The sequence below is a fragment of the Nocardioides humi genome, assembly GCF_006494775.1.
Lineage (GTDB): Bacteria > Actinomycetota > Actinomycetes > Propionibacteriales > Nocardioidaceae > Nocardioides > Nocardioides humi.
The window spans coordinates 2,740,212-2,765,832 of the sequence record NZ_CP041146.1; the positions used below are offsets into that span (position 1 = coordinate 2,740,212).

Consider the following 25,621-nt stretch of genomic DNA (forward strand, 5'->3'; position numbering starts at 1 on the left):
GCAACGCTAGATGATCGCCGACAGGCCGACGGCCCGGCGCGCTCGCACGCGCCGGGCCGGGCCGATCCGTCGGGAGGGTGCTGCGGATCAGCCGAGGTCCTGCGACTTCGCCAGGTCGTCGGCGAGCTCGTCGAGGATCTTGGTGTAGGACTGGTACGAGTACGGCGCGCCGGCGTACCAGGTGTAGACCTGGCCGGCCTGGACGGCGGGCAGGTTGGCCCAGGTGTCGATCGTCTCGAGCTTCTTCTTGACGTCCTCGGTGTTGCGGCCGTCGAGCAGGATCACGTCGGCGTCGGCGAACTCGCTGGCCTTCTCCCAGCTGAGCTGGGTGAAGACGTTGCCGGTGTCGGGGTCGGGTGCCTCGATGAGGTCCACGCCGGCCTGCTCGAAGGTCTGGGTCTCCGGGAGGTCGGTGGGGTTGACGATGTAGAGGGAGTCCTCGGCCGCGGAGGCGATGAGCACCTTGAGGTCGCCGGCGCTCTCGCCGACCTTCTTCAGGCCCTCCTGGTAGGTCTCCTTCGCCGCGTTGAGCTCCTCGTTGCACGTGGTGTCGGCGCCGAGCTTGGCGGCGAGGTCGGTGAACAGGCCGATGGCCTCGTCGATGTCCTTGGGCTGGCCGTTGACGCCGATGATCGGGGCCAGCTTCTCGATCTGCTTCTCCTGCTTGCTCGGGACGTACCAGAGCACGCCGCCGAAGGAGTAGTCGATCAGCAGGTCGGGCTGCAGCTTGGCGTAGGCGTCGACGTCGAACTCGCCGTACGTGCTGCCGATCTTCTCCACCTTGGACAGGTCGACGTTGCCGCGCTGGAAGACCGAGCCGGGGTCGTCGCCGAGCTCGCCGTACACGCCGTCGACCTGGTAGCCGGCGTCCCACAGGCCCGCCGCGACGCTGCTCTGGGCGACGACATTGGTGGGCACCGTGTCCAGCGTGACGGTCTTGTCGCGCGCGTCGGTGTACTCGAAGGTGCCGGCGGGCTCGGGCGCCTGGCACTCCCCACCTCGTCCTTCTTGGCGTCGGCCGTGTTGGTGTCGCCCTCGCCGCAGGCGGTGAGGGTGGCGATCAGGGCGACCGCGGTCGCGGCCGCGAGGGGCATGCGCCGGGTGGCGAGCCGTCGGTTCATCGGATTTCCTCCTGTTGTCCGGTCGACGGGGATGTCGACGCATCACCGGCGCGCGTGCTGCCGAGCCGGAGCTTCCTGGGGATGACGAGCGGGGTGCCCGTCTCGGGGTCGGTGGTGACCACGCAGGGGAGGCCGTAGACCTCCTCGACGAGGTCGGCGGTGACGATCTCCGCGGGAGGTCCCTCGGCGACGACCGAGCCGTCCTTCATCGCGATCAGGTGCGAGGCGTAGCGGCAGGCGAGGTTGAGGTCGTGCAGCACCGCGACCAGCGTGTAGCCGCGCTCGCTCGTGAGCTCCTCGCACAGGTCGAGGACCTCGACCTGGTGGGCGATGTCGAGGTACGTCGTGGGCTCGTCCAGGAGCAGGATCTCGGTCCGCTGGGCCAGCGCCATCGCCAGCCAGACCCGCTGCCGCTGGCCGCCGGAGAGCTCGTCGACCAGCCGCCCGGCGAGGTCGGTGGTGTGGGTGACGGCGAGCGCCTCCCGGACGGCGTCCTCGTCCTCGCGGCTCCACTGCCGGAGCATGCTCTGGTGCGGGTAGCGGCCGCGCGAGACCAGGTCGACCACGGTGATGCCGTCCGGTGCCACCTGCGCCTGGGGCAGCAGGCCGAGGCGGCGGGCCACCTCCTTGGAGTGGTAGCCGGCGATGGATCGCCCGTCGAGGTGGACGACGCCGTGGGCCGGCTTGAGGAGGCGGGCCAGGCCGCGCAGCAGCGTCGACTTCCCGCAGCCGTTGGCGCCGACGATGACGGTGAAGGAGCCGTCGGGGATGACGACGGTGAGGTCCTCGCTGATGATCCGGCGGTCGTAGCCGAGGGTCACCCCCTCGGTCCAGAGCCGCTGCTCGTGAGTGCTCATGCACGTCCCTTTCGCCATTCGCGGGTCAGCAGCCACGCGAGGAAGATGCCGCCGAGGAAGCCGGTGACGACCCCGACCGGCACCTGGCGGGGCTGGAACAGCTCGCGGGCGGCGTGGTCGGACAGCACCAGCAGCAGCGACCCGGTCAGCGCGGAGGCGAGCAGGTTGGGTCCGCTCGCCCCGGTGAGCCGGCGCGCGATCTGCGGCGCGGTGAGCGCGACGAACACGATCGGTCCCGCAGCCGCCACGGCGAGGCTGCTCAGCAGGACGCCGACGACGATCGCCGCCAGGCGCACCCGCCCGGTCCGCTGCCCGAGGCCGGCGGCGCTCTCGTCGGAGAGCTCGGAGAGCAGCAGCGCACGGGAGAGGCCCAGGGCGGCCGCGCCCAGGACGGCGATGCCGAGCGCCAGCCACTTCAGCTCGTCCCACCCCGCGCCGGCGAGGGTGCCGACCAGCCAGCCACCAGCGGACTGGGCGTCGTAGATGTTGGCCTTGACGATCAGCATCGAGTTGACCGAGAGCAGCAGCATGCCGGTGCCGACGCCGATGAGGACCAGCCGCAGCCCGTCGACGCCGTTGGTCAGGGCGAGGCAGTAGACGACGATCGCGGTCGCCACCCCGCCGGTGACGGCGCCGACCGAGGCCCCGCGAAGCCGGTGCCGAGGACCAGCAGCGCGATCAGGCCGCCGGTCGAGGCGCCGGTCTCGAAGCCGATCACGTCCGGGCTGCCGAGCGGGTTGCGCGAGACGGTCTGGAAGATCGAGCCGGACAGCCCGAGCGCGGCGCCGACGACCACGGCGCCGACCACCCGCGGCAGCCGGGAGTCGAAGACGAGGTACTGCTCGAGCGTGTTGCCGTCGCCGTGGATCGTCACCCACAGCCGCGACATGGACATCTGGACCTCGCCGACGAGCACCGCCGCGACGCCGGCGACGAGCGCGAGCACGACGAGGGTGAGGCAGACGAGCAGGTAGCGCGGGGTGACCACGACCGACACCCCGCGCGCCCGATAGGCACGCAGCGGCAGCGGGCGGGGCCCGCCTGGGCGGTCATAGGTGGGCCAGCCGACGACGGCGGACCAGGGCGATGAAGACCGGGGCCCCGAGGAAGGCGGTCATGATCCCGGCCTCCACCTCGTCGCGGGTGACGACGCGACCGACGGTGTCGGCGAGGAGCAGCAGGATCGCGGAGTAGAGCATCGACAGCGGTACGACCCACCGCTGGTCCGGCCCCACGACGAACCGTGCGATGTGGGGGACGACGAGCCCGAGGAACACGATCGGCCCGGCGATGGCGGTGGCCGTCCCGCAGAGCAGGGTGATCGCGGCGGCGGTGACCAGCCGCAGCCGCCCGATGTTGACGCCGAGCGCGCGGCCGGAGTCCTCGCCGAGCGCCATCGCGTTGAGGGCGGGGTGATGACCAGCGCGGCGACCAGCCCGAGGGCGAGGAAGGGCAGCGCGTCGACCAGGACGGAGAGGTCCTGCCCGACCAGGGAGCCGACCAGCCAGAAGCGCATCTTGTCGAACGCCGGCTGGCTGGAGAGCGCGATCCCGTTGACGTACGCCGCCAGCACGGCGCTGAGCGCGGCGCCCGCGAGCGCCAGGCGCAGGGGCGTCGTCGACGACCGGCCGCCCGAGCCGAGGACGTACACGGCGAGCGACGCCGCGGCGGCCCCGGCGAAGGCGAACCAGATCTGCACGTGCGGGCTCTCCACGTGGAGGACCGCGATGCCGGTGACGATCGCGGCCGCCGCCCCGGCGTTGACGCCGAGCAGGCCGGGGTCGGCCAGCGGGTTGCGGGCGAGCGCCTGCATCAGCGCGCCGGCGGCGCCGAGGGCGAGCCCGACGGCCACCCCGATGATCGTGCGGTCCATCCGCAGGCCGCGGACGATGTCGCGGGCGCCGGAGCTCTCGTCGCTCCACAGCGCCCGCAGCACGGTGCCCGGGCTGAGCGCCTGGTTGCCGATCATCAGGCTGACCAGGCAGGCGACCGCGACGCCGGCGAGGGCGACCACCGTCGCGGTGAGGCGACGGGACAGCCCGACCCGCACATCGGGCGGGCCGGGGTCGGTGAGGGCGGCGGTCACGAGGGGCCACCCTAAGGGAAGGCTTCCCTTAGTGTCTCGTCCCGTCCGGATCCGGGACGCCGGGCCGCCGCGCCCACGCCCTACCCTTGGCCCATGGCCCGCATCGCGTACCAGGGGAACCCGGCGCCAACTCGCACATCGTGTGCAAGCAGCACTACCCGGAGGCGGAGGCCGTGGCGTGCGCCTCGTTCGAGGACGTCTTCGCCGCCGTCGCCAGCGGCGACTGCGACCTGGCGCTGCTCCCGATCGACAACTCGATCGCCGGCCGGGTGGCCGACATCCACCACTTCCTCCCCGACTCGGGGCTGCACATCGTCGCCGAGCACTTCCTGCGCATCCAGTTCCACCTGATGGTGATGCCGGGGGCGTCCGCCGACACGATCCGCACCGTGCACAGCCACGTCCACGCGCTCGGCCAGTGCCGCAAGGTCATCCGCGAGCTGGGGCTCACGCCGGTCATCTCCGGCGACACCGCGGGCGCCGCCCGCGAGATCGCCGAGGCGGCCGACCCGACCCAGGCCGCCATCGCGCCGCCGCTCGCCGCCGAGATCTACGGGCTGGAGATCCTGCGCGAGGACGTCGAGGACGAGGACCACAACACCACGCGGTTCGTCGTCCTCTCACCGGACTTCGTGGCCGCCCCCCAGGGCAACGGCCCGGTCGTCACCAGCTTCGTCTTCAACGTGCGCAACCTGCCCGCCGCGCTCTACAAGGCGCTCGGCGGGTTCGCGACCAACGGCATCAACATGACCAAGCTGGAGAGCTACATGGTCGGCGGGGAGTTCGCCGCGACCCAGTTCCTCGCCGAGGTCGACGGGCACCCCGACGACCCCGGCCTCAAGCGGGCGCTGGAGGAGCTGACCTTCTTCACCACCGACATCAAGGTGCTCGGCGTCTACCCCGCGGACCCGTTCCGCGGCTGAGGGCACCCACCATGGCACCCACCATGTCGCAGTCTCGGGAGTACGGCGCCGACAGCGAGGTCGGCCGGCTGCGGACGGTGATCCTGCACCGGCCCGGCCCCGAGCTCGAGCGGCTCACGCCGGGCAACAACGACCGGCTGCTGTTCGACGGCATCCCGTGGGTCGCCCGCGCGCAGGAGGAGCACGACGCCTTCGCGGAGGTGCTGCGGGGCGGGGCGTCGAGGTGCTGCACCTGATCGACCTGCTGGCCGAGACCCTCGCCGATCCGGACGCCCGCGACCACGTGATCGAGACGACCACCGACGGCTCCGCGGGCCCGGCACTCGGCGACGCCGTACGCGACCACCTGCGCGGTGTCCTCGGCGAGGCGGCGCCCGAGGAGCTGACCCGGCTGCTGGTCGCCGGCATCCGCAACGACGAGCTGCGCGGCGGGCGGGCGGTGCACAGCCTGGTCACCTCGCTCCTCCCGCCGCAGGCCTTCCTCGTCGACCCGCTCCCCAACCTGCTCTTCACCCGCGACTCCTCGGTGTGGCTGCCCGATCGCGTGCTGGTCACCACGCTGGCGATGCGCGCCCGGCGGCGGGAGTCCCAGCTCACCGGCCTCGTCTACCGCTTCCACCCCCGCTTCGCCGGCGGCCGCCGGATCGAGGGCCACGCCCACGAGCACGTCGAGGGCGGCGACGTCCTGCTCCTCGCCCCCGGGGTCGTCGCGCTCGGCGTCGGGGAGCGGACCACGCCCGCCGGCGCCGAGCGGCTCGCCCGGCAGCTCCTGACGGCCGGGCTCGCGACGACCGTCCTGGCAGTGCCGATCGCCCAGGAGCGGGCGACGATGCACCTCGACACCGTCTGCACGATGGTCGACGTCGACCGGGTCGTGATGTACCCGGGCGTCGCGGACACCCTGACGGCGTACGCCGTGACGGCGCGCGAGCCGGGCTCGCCGGAGCTCGTCGTCGCCCCGCCCGAGCCGTTCCTGGCCGCCGCGGCGAAGGCGATGGGGATCGAGCGGCTGCACCGCATCGACACCGGCCTGGACCCGGTGACCGCCGAGCGCGAGCAGTGGGACGACGGCAACAACACGCTCGCGCTGGAGCCCGGCGTGGCGGTGGCGTACGAGCGCAACGACGCCACGAACGCACGGCTCGAGGAGGCCGGCATCGAGGTGCTGCGCATCGCCGGCTCCGAGCTCGGGTCCGGTCGCGGCGGGCCCCGGTGCCTGAGCTGCCCCGTGCTCCGCGACCCGCTCGGCGCCGCCGGATAACCCGGCTATCCCTGACACGTTGTGACAGGTGTCTCCCGCTTCGGCTCCGCGCCTACTAGGGTCGGCGACGAAGGTCGGGGAGAGAGAAGGTGAGCCGGGCGGCCTGCGCCGGGCACAGCGAAAGGGTCAGCATGGCAACGTTCTTCGAGCACTTCTCGCCTCAGGAGATCGCGCGGATCAGCGCGACGGGGCGGCGGGTGAAGCTCCCCGAGGGCTGGTCGCCGATCTGGGAGGACACCCCCGCCGACAAGGCGTACATCATCCTCGCCGGCAACGTCTCGGTCCGGCGCGACGGCGCCGAGATCGCGCAGCTCGGTCCCGGCGACATCGTCGGCGAGGCCGCGATCGTCGGCCACAAGCTGCGCAACGCCACCATCGTCGCGCTCACGCCGCTCGACACGATCCACCTCACCGACGAGACCCTGCGCGAACTGGACGCCGAGTGGCCGGCGTTCCACGACGCGCTCGTCGAGGTCGCGCAGTCGCGCCTCGGCGACCCGGCCTGAGCCCGGGCCCGCACCGTCGTGACCGCTGCCGACGACCCTGCCGGTGACGGCGGGGTCGTCGACGCGCTCGAGGAGCACCTGCTCGGCGAGGCGCCGTGGCTCACCCAGCAGGAGGTGGCCGAGCGCGCCGGCGTACCCCTGGAGACCGCCGACGAGCTGTGGCACCTGCTCGGCTTCGCCCACGTCCCCGACGACGAGGCGGCCTTCACCAGCGCCGACGTCCGCGCGCTGCAGCTCACCAGCGACCTGATCCGGCTCGGCATCCTCAGCCAGGAGCGGCAGGACGGCCTGGTCCGCACCTGGGGCCGCAGCTTCGCGCGGCTCGCCGACTGGCAGGTCGCGCTCCTCGCGTCCGTCGCCGCCGAGGCCGGCGCCGACCTGACGGAGGGGCTGCTCGCGATCTCCGACGAGACCCTGCCGCGGGTCGAGGAGCTGCAGAGCTACGTCTGGCGCCGCCACCTGCTCAGCGCCGGCGCGCGCCTCCTCGCCGAGCGCTCCTCCGGCCCGACCGCGACGCTCGCCGTCTGCTTCGTCGACATCGTCGGCTACACCTCCCGCTCGCGCACCCTCACCGACCGCGAGCTGGTGACCTGGCTGGAGTCCTTCGAGTCCGCCGTGCTCGGCCTCACCGTCGACCGCGGCGGCCGGATCATCAAGAACATCGGCGACGAGCTGCTCATCGTCGCCGACTCCCCCGAGGCGATGGCCGACATCGCCCTCGAGCTCACCCGCCGCGGCGCCGACCCCGACGACCCGTTCCCGGCCGTCCGCGCCGGCATCGCGTACGGCGAGGTGGTCACCCGCCTGGGCGACGTGTTCGGTCCCGTCGTCAACATCGCCGCCCGGCTCACCTCCGTCGCCCGGCCCAGCTCGGTGCTCGTCGACCTCGGCACCTACGAGGCGCTCACCGGCCGCACCGTGGAGCACGACGACGACGAGACCCGCGGGGCGTCGTACCGGTTCCGGAGGCTGCGACGGGTCTCGGTGAAGGGGTACTCACGGCTCAAGGTCTGGGCCCTCCAACCCTCCTGACTCCCCGAGGAGGTTCGAGCGGACGAGGTGGCCCCTCCATCTCGGTAGGCTCGGGCCGATGTCGATGGGCGCGGAGTCACTGCAGAAGTCGGAGAGCCTCCAAGAGCTCATCGACCTGCTGGCTGAGCGCCTGCAGCGATCGGTCGCCCTCGACGACGTCGCCTTGAACCTGATCGCCGCCAGTCGACACTTCGGCGACGAGGACACCGTCCGGGTGCAGTCCATCCTCGGCAGGGGCGTCGATCCGGAGCTCCAGGCCCAGGTCCTCGCCCTGGGAATCGCGGACCTCGACGGCCCTCGACGCATCGAGCCGCCCGTCGGGCTGGGAGCGAAGCCGCGCATCTGCGCGCCCGTGCGCTGCGCCGGCGTGCTGCTCGGATATCTGTGGCTCATCGACGACGAGTGCATCACCGCGGAGGACCTGAGGGACACAGCGCTCGTCGCCGATCAGACCGGGATGATCCTCTACCGGCGGGAGCTGTTCCTGCAGCGCCGACAGGCTCGGGCGAGCTCGCTGCTCCGCGACCTGATCTCCGCGGACGAGCCGACGCGTGCCGCGGCCGCGCACGAGGCCCTCGACGAGGAGCTGGTGCCACCGGACACGGAGGTCACCATCGGGATCATCGCGCCCAGGGATCCGACCGGCGAAGGCCTGTCCGACGCACTCCTCCAGACGGCGCAGCACGGCACGAGCATGAGCACGACCCCCGCCATCCTGTGCCTGCCGAGATCCCACGAGCTCGTCGTCCTCGTCGCCCATCCGTCCGAAGGCGCTGCGCAGGAGCCGGACAAGGTCATGCACCGCCTGATGGCCAACGCAGCCGAGCGAACGCGCACGAGCGCCATGGTGGGCGTCGGCGACCGACGATCGCGACTGACGGATGCGCATCGGTCCTACCAGGAGGCCGTGGTCGCGGTCCGCGCGGCGCGGTTCCTGTCCCGCACGGACGACGTGGTGACCTGGGACTCGCTGGGCGTGTACGGCCTGCTCGCCCGCCTGGACCCGCAGGAGCTCGCCCTGGGCGCACCTGCGATGCCCCTCGCCCGGTTGGCAGCCAGCAGGAACGGTGACGTCCTCCTCGCCACCGCGGAGACCTTCCTCGATCTGGCGGGCAGCATGCGACGCTCCGCCGAAGCCCTCCACATCCATCGGGCCACCCTGTACCAGCGGCTGGCGCGGATCGAGGAGGTGACCGGGCTCGACCTCGACGACGGCGGGGATCGCCTCACGCTGCACCTCGGTCTGAAGCTCGCACGGCTGACCGGAGGGGTTCCGACGGCTGATCGCGGTGGATCGACAATCGTCGACAACCCCCGCCGAAGTAGCTGACTTTTGCCGATAGCAACGGCTGTCACGCCCTCCCATACTTGGTGACCAGATCACGTCGGGAAGGCGGAGCTTCATGAGTCACTCGCAGCACCAGACGGCCAGGAGCCTCGCGTCCGGCCCGCTGCTGACGCTCGACGGAGTGTGCGTCGCCTACCGGCACCACGAGGTCGTCCACGACGTCTCGCTCGACGTCGCCGCCGGCGAGGTCGTCGCGCTGATCGGCCCGAGCGGCGCCGGGAAGAGCAGCCTGCTGCGCGCCATCAACTTCCTCGAACCGGCGAGCAAGGGCCGGATCCTGCTGGACGGCGTCGAGGTCGGCGGCTCCCGTCGAACGCTCGACCTGCTCCGGAGGGAGGTGGGGATGGTGTTCCAGTCGTTCAACCTCTTCCCCCACCTGACGGCCCTGCAGAACGTGATGCTCGCCCCCGTCCACACCTTGGGGATCCCGAAGGAGCAGGCGCGCGAGCGCGCCCTGGCGCAGCTGACCCATGTCGGCCTCGCCGAGCACGCGCACGTCAAGCCCGGCAAGTGCTCCGGCGGTCAGCAGCAGCGGATCGCCATCGCGCGCGCCCTGGCGATGGACCCGAAGGTGATGCTGTTCGACGAGCCGACCTCGGCCCTCGACCCGGAGCTCGGCGCCGAGGTCCTGACCACGATGCGCACCCTCGCTGCCGAAGGCATGACGATGCTGGTCGTCACCCACGAGATGCACTTCGCCGAGGACGTGGCGGATCGCGTCGTCTTCATGGCCGACGGCCGCGTCGTCGAGCAGAACACCGCCGGCAAGCTCATGCGGGATCCGCAGCACCCACGGACCCAGCGCTTCCTCAACGCGGTCAGGAACCGCTAGGCGTGGACACGATCCTTCGAGAGCTGGCGGCGGGCATCCCCCAGACCATCGAGATCACCCTTGCCTCCTTCGCCATCGCGGCCGTCCTGGGGCTGCCGCTGGCGATCCTGCGTCGCTCTCCGTTCTGGCTGGTCCGGATGCCGGCAGTGGTGATCGTGGAGGTGCTGCGGGCCGTCCCGCCGATCGTCTGGCTCTTCCTCATCTACTACTCGTTGTTCAGCAGCGACCAGGTGCGGCTCACGACCTTCCAGGCCGCCGTCGTCGGCCTGGGCCTCATCTACGCGGCCCACCTCTCCGAGGTCTACCGTGCCGGCCTGAACGCGGTGCCCGTCGGCCAGTGGGAGGCGACCCGAGCTCTGGCGCTCCCCCGTCTCCAGACGTACGGGCGCGTCATCCTGCCGCAGGCTCTCGTCGTCGTCGTGCCGCCCATGGCGACCTTCGCCATCGCCCTGCTGAAGGACAGCGCCATCGCCTCCGTGATCGGCGCCAACGACATCACCTTCCACGCGGTCCAGCTCACCCAGCAGGACCTGAACGGGCTGGCCAACTTCACCGTCGCAGGCCTGCTGTACATCCTTCTCGGCGTGCCGTTCGCCCTGCTGGCCAGGGGATCGGACCGGGTCCTGTCCCGACGACTGGCGGGAGCGTGACGATGTCGATGGTCGAGGAGTGGCGCGAGTACCTGCCCGACTTCCTGGACGGGCTCGGGGTGACCCTGCAGCTGACCGGGGCCAGCCTGCTCGTCGGCCTGCCCCTCGGACTGATGCTGGCATTGGCCATGACGACGCCGCGGGCTGCCCTCCGCTGGCCCGTCATGGTGCTCGTCGAGCTCGGGCGGGGGGCGCCGGCCCTCGTGGTCCTGTACTTCGTCTACTACGGGCTGCCACAGCTGAGCCTGACCTGGAGCAGCTTCACCTGCGCCACGATCGCGCTCGGGTTCACGACAGCCGCCTACACCGCAGACATCTTCCGAGCCGGGATCGACTCCATCCCGGCCGGACAGCGGGAAGCCTGCCAGGCGCTGGGGCTGTCCCACGGGAGCGAGCTGCGGCTGGTGATCCTGCCCCAGGCCGTTCGCGTCGTGATCCCACCGCTCATCGGATTCTGCATCCTGCTGTACCAGGGCACGTCACTCGCGTTCGCGGTCTCGGTTCCAGAGCTGCTCAGTCGTGCCTACAACGCGGCGTCCATCACCTACCAGTTCACGGCCGCCCTGACCCTTGCCGGACTGGTGTACGCCGCCATCTCGCTCGCTGCCGTGGCGCTCATGCGCGCCCGGTGGCCGCGACGCGCGGCCAAGCCCGCGATCGCCGAGCCGGCCTGAACAGCGCCGACCTCTCTCCCCGTCAGACCCTCACAGATCAGACCCTCACAGAACGGATCGAACGATGAATCTGAGCCGTGGCCTCGTCGGCGTCGCCGGCACCATCCTGACGGCAGCAGTACTGAGCGGCTGCGGCGGCTCCGACGACTCCGGGTCGTCGTCCCGGTCGGACTGCACGCCGTCCCACCCCGACGTACCGACCCTGGCCACGGGGGATCTGACGGTCCTGGTGTACGTCACGCCGCCGTACACCACCCAGGAGGGGAACGGCTTCGGCGGCGTGGACGCCACGATCGTGAAGAGGCTGGCCGAGCTCGAGTGCCTGGATCTCAAGACGCAGTCCGTGGCAGCCGCCGCCGGGCTCGCCAGCATCCAGGCCGAGCGCGCCGACATCGCGATCGGGGGCATCTACTACACCGAGGAGCGGACGGAGACCCTGAGCCTCAGCGACCCGATGTACCGCGACGGCATGGCACTCGTGTCCACCGGTGCGGTCGACGGCACCCTGGCCGGCCTGGAGGGCAAGACGATCGGGGTGGTGCAGGGCTACCTGTGGAACGAGGACTTCCAGGCCGCCCTCGGCGCCGACAACGTCAAGCTCTACCAGGACACGGCGGGCTTGATCACCGACGTGAAGAACGGCCGCCTCGATGCGGCCGTGCTCACCAGCGCGGAAGTGGGCTTCCGTGCGAAGGAGGACTCGAAGCTGACAGCGACGAGCTTCCAGCCGACACCCGAGATCGCCGCGTCGACGAGTGAGAACGGAGTCGTCCTCGCGCTGCCCAAGAGCGCGACGGCCCTGACCCAGGCACTCAACGAGGACATCGCCGTGCTGATCGGCGACGGGACGGTCGCGGCCGCACTGGAGGCGCAGGGGATGGATCCGGCCCTGGCAGGTCCGGCCACCCCGTAGCTCCCGCCGCGTACTTCCCGACCAGCTCGTCGGCAGTCTCTCTGCCGGCTCCGACTCGACCCCTGGGACCTCTCCATGAACCACACCGAGTACGACGCCGCCATCATCGGGGCCGGGGTCGTCGGCTGCTCGATCGCCTATGCGCTCGCGCGCAACGGCTACCGCGTCCGTGTCCTCGACCGCGGGGGAACCGCGGGAAGCGGATCCACCAGTGCCTCCTCGGCCAACATCCGCTTCAACTACTCCACGTGGGAGGGCGTCGCGACGTCGTGGGAGTCCCACGCGATGTGGGAGGACTGGGAGGCACACCTCGGCGGAGCCGACGACGACGGCATGGCCCGGTTCATCAGGACCGGTGGCGTGGTCCTGGACTCCCCCGACCAGGACACCGAGCGCGTCCTCGCCTTGTTCGAGCGAGCCGGGATCCCCTACGAGCGGTGGGACTCCTCCACCCTCCGCTCGCGGCTGCCGATGCTCGATCCCAGCCGGCACCACCCGCCCAAGCAGATCACCGACCCCGCCTTCTGGGAGGAGCCCCACGGCGAGGTCGGCGGGTACTGGGTTCCGGATCAGGGCTTCGTCGACGACCCCGCACTGGCCGCTCACAACCTGATGAGCGCGGCGCGGAGACACGGCGCCGACTTCTGCTTCCACACCTCGGTGACGGCGATCCGCCGTGCCGGAGGGGCCGTCACGGGGCTGGAGGTCGCCGGCGGCCCGCACCTGCCGGTCCGGATGGTGATCAACGCGGCCGGACCGCACTCGGCGACCGTCAACGCGCTCGCCGGAGTGCTCGACGACTTCAACGTGGGCACCCGTCCGATGCGCCAGGAGGTCCACCAGGTTCCGTCCCCGCCCGGGTTCTCCGGGGACCGACCGGTCCCGCTCGTCGGCGATCTCGACCTCGGCACGTACTTCCGGGGCACGCCGAGCGGTGAGCTGCTCATCGGCGGCACCGAGCCCGCCTGCGACCCGATGGAATGGCTCGAGGACCCCGACGAGTACGACCACCGCCCGACCAAGCGGGTCTTCGACGCTCAGGTCTTCCGCGCGGCGAGGCGGGTGCCCGACCTCACGGCCCCGAACGTCCCTCGCGGCATCGCCGGTGTGTACGACGTATCCGACGACTGGATCCCGATCTACGACAAGACGTCGCTTGCCGGCTACTACGTGGCGATCGGCACCAGCGGGAACCAGTTCAAGAACGCCCCCCTCATCGGCGACCTCCTCGCCGCCATCATCACCGCCGCCGACAACGGCGTCGACCACGACTCCGACCCGGTCCGGATGGTGCTGCCATGCACCGGGCACACGATCGACCTGTCCCACTACAGCCGACGGCGGACGGTCGATCGGAGCAGTCCGCTCAACGTCATGGGATGACGGAGGAGCGATCATGACCACCCCTCTCCACTGGCCGACAGCCGAGGGCCGCCTCTCGGGCCAGGTGAACCTGGACGGCCGCGACATGATCATGCTGTCGTCCAACGACTACCTCGGCCTGGCGGGCGACCAGCGCGTGATCGACGGCGCCCACCGCGCCCTGGACACCTACGGCGCCGGCATCGGCCTGAACCCCAGCATCGCGCTGACGCGGGTCCACCGGGAGCTCGCGGACGAGCTCGCGGCGTACCTGGGAACCGAGGCCGTGCTGTTGTTCAACTCGTGCGCATCCGCCAACTGCGCCACCCTCCAGACCCTTGCCGACACCCCGCAGTCGACGATCGTCAGTGACGAGTACAACCACGCCAGCATCGTCGACGGATGCCGACTGGCCCGCGGCAGGACGAGCGTCTACCGGCACGACGACCTCGCCTCGCTGGAGGGCCTCACCGACGGGCTCGCGAACGACGCGCGGACCCTGCTCGTCACCGACGGCGTGTTCAGCATGGAGGGGTCGGTGGCACGCCTCGACCGGCTGCAGCCGCTGGCGGACCGTGTCGGCGCCCACCTGGTGGTGGACGAGTCACACGCGATCGGCGTCATCGGTCCGACCGGGCGCGGGTCGGTGGAGCACCACCGCTCCCGCCCGTCGACGATCCGGACCGGGACGTTCTCCAAGGCGCTCGGCGCGGGGCTGGGCGGGTTCCTCGCCGGACCGAAGGACGTGGTGGACGATGTCGGCGCGCGCGGCCGGTTCTTCATCTTCACCAGCCCCATGCCCGCCGCGACGGCCGGGGCGGCGCTCGCCGCGATCCGCCTCATCCGCGACGACGGCAGCCGGCTCGAGCGCCTCGCCGCCAATGTCGCCCGCTTCCGCGGAGGCATGAAGGACACCGGCTGGGACCTTCTCGACAGTCCGGGACCGATCGTCCCGGTGATGCTCCACGACGACGACCGCGCGCTCCGCGTCGCGGCCACGTTGCGCGACCTCGGGATCTTCACCGCTGCCTTCAGCTTCCCGGTCGTGCCCCGCGGAACGGCGCGCATTCGAGTCCAGATCTCGGCAGCACACACCGACGACCACATCGACACGGCGATCGAAGCCTTCGCCAGGGCGGCGACGCTCGACGACCAGACCAGGAGCTGACTCGATCATGTTCGCACTGCAGAAGACCGCGCCCACGCCGGGATTCACTGCCACAGCCGGCGCCCCCGAGCCACACCCCGGCCCCGGCGAGGTCCTGGTCGCCGTCTCCCACGCCGGCGTCTGCGGAACCGACAAGGGGATCTTCGAGTCGGCGCCCTGGACCGCGCGGCACGTGTCCCCGGGGGTCACGGTCGGCCACGAGTTCGTCGGGCGGGTCGCGGCGCTCGGCGACGGTGTGACGGGACTGCGCACCGGCCAGCGAGTCAGCGGCGAAGGCCACCTCACCTGCGGACGTTGCAAGCCGTGCCGCACGGGCGCCAGTCACGTCTGTCAGAACGTCATGGTCCTCGGGGCGAGCGTCGACGGATGCTTCGCCGACTTCGTCGTCCTCCCGGCGGCCAACGTGTGGCCGGTGCACGAGGCGATATCCGACGAGATCGCGGCGATCCTCGATCCCATCGGCAACGCCATGCACACCGTCATGAGCGCCGACGTCGCCGGCAGGAGCGTGCTGGTGACAGGCGCCGGCGTGATCGGCGCGATCTCGATCGCGATCGCCCGCGCTGCCGGGGCGGGAACGATCGTCGCCACCGACATCAGCGCGCGCCGCCGGGAGCTCGCGCTCGAGATGGGCGCCGACCGGGTCCTCGCAGGCGACGATCCCGAGTGGCCGGACCAGGCGCGTCGCCTGACCGGGGGCACCGGCCCGGACGTGCTCCTCGAGATGAGCGGCAACCCCACCGCGATCCGTCAGGGACTGTCCTCCGTCGGCAGCGGCGGAACCGCTGCGCTGCTCGGTGTCCCCACCGAGCCCGTCGAGGTCGATCTGCTCAACGACGTGGTCTTCAAGGGACTGACGATCCGCGGCGTCTTCGGCCGGCGCATGTTCTCGACCTGGTACCAGGTCGAGAACATGCTGCTGGCAGGTCGCCTGCAGCTGGACGCCATCGTCAGCCACCGCATCCCGATCCGTGAGTACGAGCGGGCCTTCGCGCTCATGGCCTCCGACGAGGCCATGAAGATCGTCTTCGTCGTCGACGACGCCGGCAGCGGTGGCGTCTGATCCTCCTCGCGGCTCCGGGTCCGGGTGCAGGAATCACCGCCTCAGTGGTGATTCCCGCGCTTACTGGCCGTTGCAACGGTCAAGAAGTGCAGGAATCACCACTGAAGTGGCGATTCCTGCACCCCTCAGCGAATGGTGACCTGACGGTTGGCGAGCCCGTTGCGAGCGGAGCGCTGCTCGGTGGTGAGGTCGGAGGTGTCGGCGAGGGCGGCGTCGAGCTCGGCCTTGAAGGCGGTGGCGGCGGCCTCGAGCGGCTCGGGGCCGGTGCCGACGGGGAGGTCCCAGACGGGGGTGAGGAGGCCGTGGGCGCGGAACATGCCGACGAACCGGGCGTCGGGGACGATCACGTCGTCGCCGGAGACGTGCAGCCGGGCGAGAGCGTCGAGGAGGGCGTCCTCGGGCTCGGGCATCACCCAGCGCAGGTGCTCCTTGGCGCCCATCCGGGTCCAGTATGCCGCGTCCACCTCGGTCAGCCGGGCCGTCGGCGCCGCGGCGCCCTCGGCCTGCTCGAGGGCCTGGGCCAGCTCGGAGCTGGACTCCATGTCGGAGACCCAGTAGTCGAAGCCCTCGTGCACCTCGACGGCCAGCGGGCCGTCGGCCACCAGGTCCTGCAGCCGCGGGCCGTCGGCGGGCGGCGCGGTGAGCCCGACCATCCCGGCGCCGGGCTCGGCGGCCAGCGCCTCGACCAGCACCGCGCCCAGGTCGCGGGCCGGGTCGCCGAAGTTGTGCTGCACCTGGAGGCCGAGCCAGACCTCGCCGCTGTCGCGGACCAGGGCGGGGGCCGCCATCGGCAGCAGCGTGCAGATCCGGACCACGCGGTCGGCGTACTCGCCGGTCAGCGGCAGTACGGCGGTGGCGGCCGGCACCAGCTCTCGCATCGCGACGATGTCGCACTCCGAGGCCAGCCCCTCGAAGGGCCGCTTGACGAAGACCTGCCCGCCGCCGGGCGCGCCGTGGCACGCCTTGTAGCGCTTGCCGGAGCCGCACGGGCAGGGCTGCCGGGGACCGACCTCACCCGCCGGTGCCGTCGAGCCGGAGTTCTTGGTGCGGTTCTTCTTCGCCATGCGCGGAAACCTACTGGTCGGCGGGGAACCGCTGGTCCAGCAGGTCGAGCATCAGCCGCGGCCGGTCGCTGATGACCGCCGTCACGCCGAGGTCGAGGCAGCGCTCGAGGTCCTCCTCCTGGTTGACCGTCCAGACGTGGATCTCGCGGCCGCCGCGGGCGATCGACTCGCCGACCCGCGGGTGCTCGCGGAGCATCCTGATGCCCGGCCCGACGATCCAGTCGCGGCCGATCACGCGGCGCAGCATCGGCCAGTAGTTGGGCTTGTCGAGCAGCTGCACCAGCCGCACCTCGGGCGCGAGCCGCTCGACCCGCTGCAGCGCCGTGAACGAGAAGCTCATCACGCGCACCGGCGCCCCGGCCTGGTCCCAGCCGAAGTCGCGGAGCATGTCGACCAGGCGCTTCTCCACCAGCCCGCCGTACCGCGTCGGGTGCTTGGTCTCGATCGCCACCTCGACCCGGCGGTCGTAGTCGGCGACGGTCTCCAGCAGCTTGCGCAGGGTCAGGACGCCGCGCAGCGTCTCGTCCTCGTCGGGAGCCTCGTCGTCGAGGTCGGCCCACGGGTTCTTCCACGCCGCGAAGTCGAGCTCGGAGAGGTCCGCGAGCTCCATGGTCGAGACCAGCCCCCGGTTGGCGGCGGTACGACGCAGGTCGCGGTCGTGCACGCAGACGAGGTGGCCGTCGGCGGTGAGCCGGACGTCGCACTCCAGCCCGTCCGCGCCCTCGTCGAGCGCCGCGAGATAGGCACCCAGGGTGTGCTCGGCGAGCTCGTGACTGGCGCCGCGGTGGGCGACCACCTGCGGTCGGACGGTGGGCACACCCCGATTGTGGCAGGTCTCATAGCCTCGATCCGCGGATCGAGGCTCAGGGTCGGGATCGGGGTCCGACCGGGGTCGTTCCCCGATGTGCCGTGAGCGCGGAGCAGGCACCGTGGAGGCATGAGCAACTACGAGAGCTACCCCGCCCCCCACAACCCCCACAACCCCTCCACGCCGCGGCGGCTCACCCGCCGCGAGCAGGACAAGATGATCGCCGGCGTCTGCTCCGGTGCAGCCGCGCACTTCGGCATCGACGTCACCGTCGTCCGGCTGCTGATGGTCGCCGCGACCGTCTTCACCGGCGGCGCCGGGATCCTCCTCTACCTCGCCGGCTGGTGGCTGATGCCGCGCGGCTGACACGCTGGCCCCGTGACCGCCCCCTCACTCGTCGCCCGGCTCCGGGCCGCGGGCTGCGTCTTCGCCGAGGAGGAGGCGGCACTCCTGGAGGAGGCCGCGGCCTCGCCCGCGCACCTCGAGGAGCTGGTCGCCCGCCGGGTGGCCGGCGAGCCCCTGGAGTACGTCGTCGGCTGGGTCGCCTTCGACGGCGGCCGAGTCGCGGTGGAGCCCGGCGTGTTCGTCCCGCGGCAGCGCACGGCGTACCTCGTGGAGCTGGCCGCCCCGCTGCTGACGGCCGGCGACACCGTGCTCGACCTGTGCTGTGGCACTGGCGCCCTCGGCCTGGCCCTCGCCCGGCGGGTGCCCGGCCTGACCGTGCACGCCGCCGATCTCGACCCCGTGGCCGTCGCCTGCGCGGCCCGCAACCTCGCGTCCGTCGGGGGCACCGCGGTCGTCGGCGACCTGGCCGACCCACTGCCGCCCGAGCTGCGCGGCACCGTCGCCGTCCTCGCCGCCAACGTGCCCTACGTGCCCAGCGACGCCGTGGCGCTGATGCCGCCCGAGTCCCGCGACCACGAGCCACGCGGCACCGTCGACGGCGGCGCCGACGGGCTCGACGTCCTGCGCCGGGTCGCCGCCCTCGCCCCCGCCTGGCTGCGGCCGGGCGGCACGGTGCTCTCCGAGGTCTCCGTCGATCAAGCCCCCACGGCCGTCGAGCTCTTCGCGGCGGCCGGGCTGGCCGCCGCGGTCCATCACGACGAGGAGCGCGAGGCGACCATCGTCAGCGGTCGGCGGACGCTGCGTCCGACGAGCTCGACCACGGTGTAGGCGAGCACGACGCAGGCGCCGCCGGCGAGGACGTCGAGCAGGAAGTGGTTGGCGGTGGCGAGGACGACGAGGGCCTGGAGCGCCGGGTACGCGACGGCAGCGACCCGCCAGCGCGGCGTACCGAGGCCCCACATCTGCACGGCGCACCACAGGGACCAGCCGAAGTGCAGGGACGGCATCGCGGCGTACTGGTTGGTGGCGTCGCCCAGCCCGCGCGGCGCGGACGCCGCGGCGCCCCACCAGCCGTAGTCGGCGAAGCGCCGCATGACGTCGACCACCCCGAGCTCGGGCATCAGCCGGGGCGGGGCGGTGGGCAGCAGCGCGTAGCCGACCAGGCCGAACGCCGAGGCGAGCACGATCGACCAGTAGCCGCGCCAGTAGTGCCAGCCGCCGTGCCGCCGGGAGACGAGCAGCACGACCGGGGTCATGACGTAGTGCATGAGCGCGTAGAAGTAGCACGCCGCGACGGCCAGCGCCGGGACCCGGAGGATCCACTCGTTGAGCGGTAGCTCGACCGACCGGAAGATCCAGCCCTCGCCTCCCACCACGCGCCGGGCGTTGGCGAACGCCGTCACCGGGTCGTCGCCCCAGCCGGCCCGGATCAGGTTGTAGGCGGCGAACAGCAGGACCAGGACGCCGAGCTCCACCACCCATCGGCCGAACCTCCCCCGGAGCCCGTCGGTGAGTGAGCGGACGCCGGTCACAGGACGGACGCCGGCCGGAGGTAGTCGCCGGCGAGGATCGGCTCGAGCGCGGCGGCGAAGGCCCGGACGTCGTCCTCGGGCAGCCGGTCGATGAACGCCAGCAGCGCCTGGCGGCGGGCCCGGAAGTGCTCCTCCACGAGGGCGCGCCCCTGGTCCGACAGCGAGACGAGCCGGACCCGCCGGTCGTGGCGGTCCTCGCGCCGCTCGACCAGGCCGAGCTCGACCATGCGCTCGACCGCCCGCCCCGCCGCGGCCACGGAGAGGGCGACCCGCGAGGCGATCTCGCTGATCGGCACCGGCGCGCCGGCGCACCCGAGCAGCATCGCGATCCGGATCTGGGTGAACGACAGCTCCAGGCTCGCCAGCGCGTCCAGCGCCTCGGTCTCCGCCGAGGTGAACAGCCGCCGGAAGAAGGTCTCCAGCAGCCGGACGAGATCGTCGCGCTCCGCCACCTGCCCGATTATTGCGTCCAAGCAACTATCTCGTCAACGCAACTGATTACGGGCGAGCTCGAGCGTCGCGCCGTCCCACCGCCGGCGCAGCCAGCGGTCGTGGGAGGCGACCACCACCGCCCCGGGACTGGCGCCGATCGCCTCCTCGAGCTCGGCGACGAGCGCGAGCGAGAGGTGGTTGGTGGGCTCGTCCAGCAGGAGCAGGTCGGGCTCGGTCGCGACGGCGATCGCGAGCGCGAGCCGGCGGCGCTGGCCCACCGACAGCAGGACGACGGGCTTGGCGTGCTCGCGCGGATGGAGCAGGCCGAGGCTGCGCAGCGGGCGGCGTACGGCGAGCTCCGGGCCGACCGCGGCCGCGTAGGTCGCCTGCGCGCTGGCGGCGAGGTCCGGGAACAGCGGGTCCTGGGTGAGCTCGGCTCGGCGGTGGGCGCTCACCTGCACCAGGCCGGCCGTGGGGACGATCCGGCCGGAGAGGACGCCGAGCAGGGTGGACTTGCCGGTGCCGTTGGCGCCGGTGACGAGCAGGTGCTCGCCGCCGTCGACGTCGAGGGCGGGCAGCCGGAGCCGGCCGGCGACCTCCAGGTCGCGGACGGTGACCACCCGGCCCCCGGCGGCGTCCGCGGCGGTCAGCGCCGTCGTCAGCCGCAGCGGCACGGGCGGCTTGCGGACCTGGTCGCGCTCGGCCTCCTCGAGCCGCCGCTCGGCGTCCCGCTTGCGCCGGGCCAGCGCGCGGTCGACGTTCGCGCCCTTGAAGGCGTGGATGAACTTGTCGTTGTCGCGCGGCCCCCGGCCCGGCGCGATGGCGCCCTTGTCGATCCGGGCGGCCTCGCGGAGCCGGCCCAGCTCCTCCTGCTGCGCGGCGTAGGTCTCCTCCCACCGGCGCCGCGCGGCGGCCCGCGCCTCGGCGTACGCCGTCCACCCGCCGCCGTACCTCCGCCCGCCGCGGCCGTCGGTCCCGGTCCCCACCGGATCGAGGTCGACGAGGTCGGTGCAGGCCTCGTCGAGGAGCACGCGGTCGTGACTGGTGAGCAGGACGACGCCCGGCAGGTCGCGCAGGAACGCCACCAACAGCGCGACCGCATCGTCGTCGAGGTGGTTGGTCGGCTCGTCGAGCAGCAGGCACTGCGGACGCCGGGTCATCAGGGTCGCGAGCGCGAGCCGGGTGCGCTGGCCGCCGGACAGGCTGCCGACCCGGCGGTCCTGCGCGAGGTGGTCGAGGCCCAGCTGCTCGGCGGCGAGCAGCCCCCGCCGGTCGGCGTCCCAGGCGTCGTGGGCGAGGGCCAGGTCGAGCGCGGCGGCGTACTCCTCGGCGGCCGTGGGATCGTCCAGCCGGTCGGCGAGCGTCTCGACCTTCGCCACCGCCTCGCGCAGCGGTCGCAGCGCCGTGGCGAGCACGTCAGCGACGGTGTCGGCGTCGTGGAACGGCGGCTCCTGCGTGAGGAGGGCCAGGTCGGCGGGGCGCTCGATCGTGCCGGTCACGTGCGCGGTCTCCGGCAGGTCGCCGGCGACGGCGCGCAGCAGCGTCGACTTGCCCGCGCCGTTCTCCCCGATCAGGCCGATCCGCCGCCCCGGCTGGGCGACCAGCTCGATGCCGTCGAGGACGGTCCGGCGCCCGAACGCGACGGTGAGATCGTGGACGATGATCGGTGCTGACATGACGAGGCCTTCGCGGGAGGGATGGACTCACCGGGCGGGGCCGCGGGCGCGAGTCGGTCAGGCGTCGATCAGCATGATGCGACCAGCCTACGGCGGGCGTGGTCGCGGGCGCGAATGATTTTCTCGGCGGGGCGGCCCCGGATCAGAGCTCGCCGAGGATCCGGGCCCGCGCGGCGTCGTACTCCTCCCGGCTGACGAGGTCCCGCCTGAGCAGGTCGTCGAGCTCGGCCAGGCGCTCGGCGGGGGTCCGGGCGTCGGCGGCCGCGACGGGTACGACGCCGGGCGCGATCGGGCGCGCGGAGGACCAGTCGACCTCCCACTCCCGGGTCTCGGGGTCGACCAGGGCGGGCAGCTCGCCGCCGTAGAGCAGGGGCATCCGGACGTCGGGGACGACCTGGCGGCTCTCGACCTCGAAGGGCGCGATGTCCTCGCCCTCGATCCGCAGGCGCAGCTTGAGCAGCGGCTGCTCGTTGATCCGCACGCTCGTGTGCTCGAAGGACAGCACCTGCGCCCGGGCCGGCCGCCCGCGCTGCCGGAGCCGGTGGCTGCGCAGGGCGGAGCGGTGGCGGAGGCCGCCGATGACCAGGCCGATGACGACGTCGAGCACCGTGATCGCGATGCCGAGCGGGAGCAGCCAGCCCGTCCCGGGCTCGTCGACGCTGAGGCCGACGATCACGAAGATCGGGCCGACGATGCCGCACAGCAGCATGAACAGCGTCGGCGGCAGGACGCTGCGGAGCAGGGACGGCGGCCGCGGCACGTCCTTCGGAGCGACGGTCATGGCCACAGCGTAGGGATCAACCGCCGGTCGTGGGCCGCGCGGCGCGGTACGCCGCCCGCGCCGCGGCGCTCGCGTGGTGGGCGGTCAGCTCGTGCAGTCGTGCCTCGGTGGCGGCGTCGGCGACCGGGTGGAGGTGGACGACGACCGCCTCAAGGCTGGGGGTGGCGTGCAGCAGCTCGTGCTCCACGCGCTCGGCGACGCCGTGCGCCGCGGTGACCGTCAGCTCGGGATCGACCCGGACGATCAGGTCGCCCTCGATCCGGTGCCCGGTCCAGCGGGCCCGCACCCGGTCGACCCCGGCGACGCCCTCGACGGCCGCGGCAGCGCCGGCCATCGCGTCGATGACCCCGTCCTCGACGCCGTCCATCAGCCGTCGTACGACGGTGCGCAGCGTGTTGACCAGGAGGACGAGGACCGCGAAGCCGATGAGGAGGCCGACGACGGCGTCGGCGCGGTCGAAGCCCGCCCACACGCCGAGGACGCCGAGCACGACGGCGATCGAGGTGAGCCCGTCGGCGCGGGCGTGCTGGCCCTCGGCCACCAGGGCCGCCGAGCCGATGCGGCGGCCGGTGCGGATCCGGTGGACCGCGACGAGCTCGTTGCCGACGAACCCGACCAGGCCGGCGGCGAGGACCCAGCCGAGGTTGGCCAGCTCCCGCGGATGGACCAGCGCGGCGACCGCCTCCCACAGGATCAGCGCGGCCGACAGCGCCACGACCAGGCCGATGAGGAGGCCCACCAGATCCTCCGCGCGGCGGAAGCCGTAGCTGTAGCGCTCGGTGCTCGGGCGCCGGCCGAGCCGGAAGGCGATGATCAGCGGGATGGTCGTCACGGCGTGCCCGAGGTTGTGGACCGTGTCGGCGAGCAGCGCGACCGACCCGGAGACGGCGACGATGAGCACCTGCGCGAGCGCGGTCGCCGTCATCCCGGCCAGCCCGATCCACGCGGCCCGGATCCCCTCGCTGCTGCTCTCGTCCGCCGTCTGGATGATCGCGACCGCGTCATGGGAGTGCGGCGCCACCGCATGCCGCAGGCGCGACCAGGCCCCGCCGTGGTCATGGTCGTGGTCGTGGCCGGGATCGTGGTGACCGTCGTGGTCGTGCGGGCGGCGCATACCGATATACAAACACATGCACATATGTGCATCCAATTGTGGAACGGCGGTCCGCCACTACGATGCGGTCCATGGGACATGGCGACCGCGGCGACCGGCCCCAAGGACTCGCGCCGGAGCAGGCCAAGACGCTCGCCGCGACCCTGCAGGCTCTCGCCACCCCCAGCCGCCTGCTCATCCTCGACCGGCTGCGCCGCGGCCCGCGGACCGTCGGCGACCTGGTCGACTCGATCGGCATGGAGCAGCCGGCCGTCTCCCAGCAGCTCCGGGTGCTGCGCAACCTCGGCCTCGTCACCGGCAACCGCGAGGGCCGCACCATCGTCTACGAGCTGTACGACGACCACGTCGCACAGCTGCTCGACCAGGCGCTCGACCACGCCGAGCACGTCCGGCTCGGCCTGGCCGGCACCGCCCAGCGCGAGCCGAGCTGAGCCGAGCCCGGCTGAGCCCGGCTACTCCGGGCCCTCGCCCGCGCCGATGTGCTGCGCGAGGTACTGCGGCGCGCCGACCCGGCTGATCGCGTCGAGCTGGCTCTCGAACCAGTCGGCGTGCTTCTCCTCGTCGCGGACCATCTCCTCGAAGACCGCGGCGGTGCCGTGGTCGCCGAGCTGGTGGCACTCCTCGGCGGCGGCGTTGAACTGGGCGACCGCGGCCCGCTCGCTCGCGAGGGCGAGGTCGAGCATCTCCTCGGCGTTCTCGCCGACCTGGATGGCGTTGAGCCGCTGGACGTTGGGGTGGCCGTCGAACATCAGGATCCGGTTGATCAGGTCGTCGGCGTCCCGCATCTCGTCGATGGACAGGTCGTAGAAGACCTTCCCGAGCTTCGGCAGACCCCAGTTGTCGAGCATCCGGGCATGCAGGAAGTACGTGTTGGTCACGGTGAGCTCGAAGGTGAGCGCCTCGTTGAGGAGATCGACGACACGGGGATCGACTGGCTGCACGACACACCTCCGGCGATGGGGACCTGTCGCCGATGCTGGCACACGCCTCCCGGGGTGAGGCCAGACTCAGAACGCGATCAGCTTGCGGCGCCGTCGGCCCGCAGGTGCGCGCACTCCTCCGCGTGGTGCTGCTGGACCAGGGCCTTCACCGAGAAGATGCAGGAGCCGCAGTCCTGGGCCGCGCCCGTCGTACGGCAGACCGCGCCGACCGTGCGGGCGCCGTCGGCCAGGGCGACGTCGACGTCACGGTCCGTGACGACGCGGCACTGGCAGACGATCATGCAGATAGGTTAGCCGAACCTAAGCGGATCCCGCGATCGGCGTCTCACGCGAAGGTCTCGGCGTTCGTCTCGCGCACCCACGCGGCCTTCACGGCCCGCCACTCCTCGTCGTCCTGGCCGCGCCGCCAGTACGGCGAGCAGGAGAGCCGCTCGGGGTCGACGATGCGCTCGCCGAGCAGCACCCGGCGGACGGCGCGGGTCGCGCCCGCCTCGCCGTGCACGAACGCGCTCACCGTGCCGGCCGGCCGCGGGAGCTCCGCGACCGCGTCGGCCAGCAGGTCCTCGAGCGCGTCCGTGCACCCCCGGCGGTGGACCCACCGGACGTCGAGGTTCCCGGGCGACGACAGCGGGATCTCGTCGGCCTCGTCCTCGACCTCCACCACGGCGACCACCGGGCGGCCGGCCGGCACCGCCTCGGCGCAGGCCGCGATCGCCGGCAGCGCGCTCTCGTCGCCGACGAGGAGGTAGCTGTCGGCGTCGGCGTGCGGCCGGTAGCCGCCCGCGGGACCGCGGAACTGCAGCCGGTCGCCGGGCCGGGCGTGCAGCGCCCACCGCCCGGCGTACCCCACCTCGCCGTGGGTGGCGATGTCGACCACCAGCTCGCCCCGCCCGTCGTCCCAGGACCGGACCGTGATCCGGCGCGGGAACGGCCGCTGCGGCCGCGGCAGGTCGCGGACCGCCTCGTCGTCGAACGGCACGGTGTAGGGCGCGGCGTCGGGCAGGAAGAAGCAGTTGACGTACTCGTCCGCGTCGCCGGTCGACGCGAACCCGTCGAGTCCCGGGCCGCCGAGGACGACCCGGACCAGGTGGGGGCTGAGACGCTCGGTCCTGACGACCTCTCCGTACGACAT

At 72.3% G+C, this 25,621-nt stretch carries 30 protein-coding genes and 1 pseudogene; 16 read left to right on the forward strand and 15 right to left on the reverse strand.

Translation table 11 applies throughout. The annotated features are described in order from the left end of the window. Window positions 1-87 precede the first annotated feature (87 nt). The 5 genes and pseudogenes from FIV44_RS13390 to FIV44_RS13405 form a co-directional block, all read right to left on the reverse strand. Entirely contained in the window at window positions 88-918 is an 831-nt protein-coding gene (locus tag FIV44_RS13390; protein WP_141004871.1) for an ABC transporter substrate-binding protein, read from the reverse strand. 199 nt (window positions 919-1,117) lie between these two features. Then, window positions 1,118-1,978, reverse strand: a complete 861-nt coding sequence (locus FIV44_RS13395; protein ID WP_141004872.1) for an ABC transporter ATP-binding protein — start codon at window positions 1,976-1,978, stop codon at window positions 1,118-1,120. Next, window positions 1,975-2,595: a FecCD family ABC transporter permease gene (locus FIV44_RS30475; RefSeq protein WP_181411157.1), complete on the reverse strand. Its 621-nt coding sequence runs from the start codon at window positions 2,593-2,595 to the stop codon at window positions 1,975-1,977. The genes FIV44_RS13395 and FIV44_RS30475 overlap by 4 nt, the downstream gene beginning before the upstream one ends. Beyond that, window positions 2,559-2,966, reverse strand: coding sequence for an iron chelate uptake ABC transporter family permease subunit (locus FIV44_RS33180; RefSeq protein ID WP_181411158.1), 408 nt, complete (start codon window positions 2,964-2,966; stop codon window positions 2,559-2,561). The genes FIV44_RS30475 and FIV44_RS33180 overlap by 37 nt, the downstream gene beginning before the upstream one ends. A 61-nt stretch (window positions 2,967-3,027) precedes the next feature. Continuing rightward, window positions 3,028-3,947: pseudogene (locus FIV44_RS13405) on the reverse strand (FecCD family ABC transporter permease). 203 nt (window positions 3,948-4,150) lie between these two features. On the opposite strand from FIV44_RS13405, the gene FIV44_RS13410 reads away from it, so the two are divergent. The 13 genes from FIV44_RS13410 to tdh all read left to right on the forward strand — a co-directional run bounded on the left by FIV44_RS13410 (window position 4,151) and on the right by tdh (window position 15,796). Further along, window positions 4,151-4,987, forward strand: coding sequence for a prephenate dehydratase (locus FIV44_RS13410; RefSeq protein ID WP_141004874.1), 837 nt, complete (start codon window positions 4,151-4,153; stop codon window positions 4,985-4,987). A gap of 11 nt (window positions 4,988-4,998) precedes the next feature. Next, on the forward strand, window positions 4,999-5,223 hold the full coding sequence (locus FIV44_RS33570; RefSeq protein WP_342778895.1) for an arginine deiminase family protein: 225 nt from the start codon (window positions 4,999-5,001) through the stop codon (window positions 5,221-5,223). Continuing rightward, window positions 5,211-6,248, forward strand: coding sequence for an arginine deiminase family protein (locus FIV44_RS13415; RefSeq protein WP_342778896.1), 1,038 nt, complete (start codon window positions 5,211-5,213; stop codon window positions 6,246-6,248). The genes FIV44_RS33570 and FIV44_RS13415 overlap by 13 nt, the downstream gene beginning before the upstream one ends. A 131-nt stretch (window positions 6,249-6,379) precedes the next feature. After that, window positions 6,380-6,754 carry a Crp/Fnr family transcriptional regulator gene (locus FIV44_RS13420; protein WP_141004875.1) on the forward strand — a complete coding sequence of 125 codons (375 nt, stop codon included), beginning with the start codon at window positions 6,380-6,382 and terminating at the stop codon, window positions 6,752-6,754. An 18-nt stretch (window positions 6,755-6,772) separates the two neighbouring features. Further along, entirely contained in the window at window positions 6,773-7,786 is a 1,014-nt protein-coding gene (locus FIV44_RS13425; protein ID WP_141004876.1) for an adenylate/guanylate cyclase domain-containing protein, read from the forward strand. Between the two features lie 58 nt (window positions 7,787-7,844). Continuing rightward, window positions 7,845-9,116 (forward strand): PucR family transcriptional regulator, encoded by a 1,272-nt coding sequence (locus FIV44_RS13430; protein ID WP_141004877.1) that lies wholly within the window; start codon window positions 7,845-7,847, stop codon window positions 9,114-9,116. Between the two features lie 73 nt (window positions 9,117-9,189). After that, window positions 9,190-9,966: an amino acid ABC transporter ATP-binding protein gene (locus FIV44_RS13435; RefSeq protein WP_141004878.1), complete on the forward strand. Its 777-nt coding sequence runs from the start codon at window positions 9,190-9,192 to the stop codon at window positions 9,964-9,966. Between the two features lie 2 nt (window positions 9,967-9,968). Continuing rightward, window positions 9,969-10,616, forward strand: coding sequence for an amino acid ABC transporter permease (locus FIV44_RS13440; protein ID WP_141004879.1), 648 nt, complete (start codon window positions 9,969-9,971; stop codon window positions 10,614-10,616). A gap of 2 nt (window positions 10,617-10,618) precedes the next feature. Continuing rightward, window positions 10,619-11,290, forward strand: coding sequence for an amino acid ABC transporter permease (locus FIV44_RS13445; RefSeq protein ID WP_141004880.1), 672 nt, complete (start codon window positions 10,619-10,621; stop codon window positions 11,288-11,290). Window positions 11,291-11,354: 64 nt separating this feature from the next. After that, entirely contained in the window at window positions 11,355-12,203 is an 849-nt protein-coding gene (locus FIV44_RS13450; protein ID WP_141004881.1) for a substrate-binding periplasmic protein, read from the forward strand. 75 nt (window positions 12,204-12,278) lie between these two features. After that, window positions 12,279-13,586 carry an NAD(P)/FAD-dependent oxidoreductase gene (locus FIV44_RS13455; RefSeq protein WP_141004882.1) on the forward strand — a complete coding sequence of 436 codons (1,308 nt, stop codon included), beginning with the start codon at window positions 12,279-12,281 and terminating at the stop codon, window positions 13,584-13,586. A 13-nt stretch (window positions 13,587-13,599) separates the two neighbouring features. After that, complete coding sequence (locus FIV44_RS13460) at window positions 13,600-14,733, forward strand: aminotransferase class I/II-fold pyridoxal phosphate-dependent enzyme (RefSeq protein WP_141004883.1); 1,134 nt, start codon at window positions 13,600-13,602, stop codon at window positions 14,731-14,733. Window positions 14,734-14,740: 7 nt separating this feature from the next. Then, window positions 14,741-15,796 carry an L-threonine 3-dehydrogenase gene (gene tdh / locus FIV44_RS13465; protein WP_141004884.1) on the forward strand — a complete coding sequence of 352 codons (1,056 nt, stop codon included), beginning with the start codon at window positions 14,741-14,743 and terminating at the stop codon, window positions 15,794-15,796. Between the two features lie 125 nt (window positions 15,797-15,921). On the opposite strand, the gene FIV44_RS13470 is transcribed toward tdh, so the two are convergent. Further along, a complete protein-coding gene (locus FIV44_RS13470) occupies window positions 15,922-16,860 on the reverse strand; it encodes a DUF5926 family protein (RefSeq protein ID WP_141004885.1) in 939 nt (312 codons plus the stop codon). Window positions 16,861-16,870: 10 nt separating this feature from the next. Further along, entirely contained in the window at window positions 16,871-17,677 is an 807-nt protein-coding gene (locus tag FIV44_RS13475) for a glycerophosphodiester phosphodiesterase family protein (RefSeq protein ID WP_141004886.1), read from the reverse strand. A 120-nt stretch (window positions 17,678-17,797) separates the two neighbouring features. Here FIV44_RS13475 and FIV44_RS13480 point away from each other — a divergent pair, with 120 nt between their 5' ends. After that, window positions 17,798-18,034, forward strand: coding sequence for a PspC domain-containing protein (locus tag FIV44_RS13480; RefSeq protein WP_141004887.1), 237 nt, complete (start codon window positions 17,798-17,800; stop codon window positions 18,032-18,034). A gap of 12 nt (window positions 18,035-18,046) precedes the next feature. Beyond that, window positions 18,047-18,841, forward strand: coding sequence for a putative protein N(5)-glutamine methyltransferase (locus FIV44_RS13485; RefSeq protein WP_141004888.1), 795 nt, complete (start codon window positions 18,047-18,049; stop codon window positions 18,839-18,841). Here FIV44_RS13485 and FIV44_RS13490 read toward each other — a convergent pair. The 5 genes from FIV44_RS13490 to FIV44_RS13510 form a co-directional block, all read right to left on the reverse strand. Then, entirely contained in the window at window positions 18,766-19,545 is a 780-nt protein-coding gene (locus FIV44_RS13490; protein ID WP_141004889.1) for a phosphatase PAP2 family protein, read from the reverse strand. The genes FIV44_RS13485 and FIV44_RS13490 overlap by 76 nt on opposite strands. Continuing rightward, entirely contained in the window at window positions 19,542-19,997 is a 456-nt protein-coding gene (locus FIV44_RS13495) for a MarR family winged helix-turn-helix transcriptional regulator (protein ID WP_141004890.1), read from the reverse strand. The genes FIV44_RS13490 and FIV44_RS13495 overlap by 4 nt, the downstream gene beginning before the upstream one ends. Window positions 19,998-20,030: 33 nt before the next feature. Then, entirely contained in the window at window positions 20,031-21,653 is a 1,623-nt protein-coding gene (locus tag FIV44_RS13500; protein ID WP_141004891.1) for an ATP-binding cassette domain-containing protein, read from the reverse strand. Window positions 21,654-21,795: 142 nt separating this feature from the next. Then, window positions 21,796-22,434, reverse strand: a complete 639-nt coding sequence (locus FIV44_RS13505) for an SHOCT domain-containing protein (RefSeq protein ID WP_141004892.1) — start codon at window positions 22,432-22,434, stop codon at window positions 21,796-21,798. A gap of 16 nt (window positions 22,435-22,450) precedes the next feature. Beyond that, window positions 22,451-23,548 carry a cation diffusion facilitator family transporter gene (locus tag FIV44_RS13510; RefSeq protein ID WP_141004893.1) on the reverse strand — a complete coding sequence of 366 codons (1,098 nt, stop codon included), beginning with the start codon at window positions 23,546-23,548 and terminating at the stop codon, window positions 22,451-22,453. A gap of 71 nt (window positions 23,549-23,619) precedes the next feature. On the opposite strand from FIV44_RS13510, the gene FIV44_RS13515 reads away from it, so the two are divergent. Next, the gene (locus FIV44_RS13515; protein WP_141004894.1) at window positions 23,620-23,979 is read left to right on the forward strand and encodes an ArsR/SmtB family transcription factor; all 360 of its coding nucleotides are present in this window, start codon (window positions 23,620-23,622) and stop codon (window positions 23,977-23,979) included. Between the two features lie 21 nt (window positions 23,980-24,000). Here the strand turns inward: FIV44_RS13515 and bfr are convergent, their stop codons facing one another. The 3 genes from bfr to FIV44_RS13530 all read right to left on the reverse strand — a co-directional run bounded on the left by bfr (window position 24,001) and on the right by FIV44_RS13530 (window position 25,621). Then, window positions 24,001-24,489, reverse strand: coding sequence for a bacterioferritin (gene bfr, locus FIV44_RS13520; RefSeq protein WP_141004895.1), 489 nt, complete (start codon window positions 24,487-24,489; stop codon window positions 24,001-24,003). Between the two features lie 77 nt (window positions 24,490-24,566). Further along, window positions 24,567-24,770 (reverse strand): (2Fe-2S)-binding protein, encoded by a 204-nt coding sequence (locus tag FIV44_RS13525; RefSeq protein WP_141004896.1) that lies wholly within the window; start codon window positions 24,768-24,770, stop codon window positions 24,567-24,569. A gap of 44 nt (window positions 24,771-24,814) precedes the next feature. Continuing rightward, window positions 24,815-25,621 (reverse strand): siderophore-interacting protein, encoded by an 807-nt coding sequence (locus tag FIV44_RS13530; RefSeq protein ID WP_141004897.1) that lies wholly within the window; start codon window positions 25,619-25,621, stop codon window positions 24,815-24,817.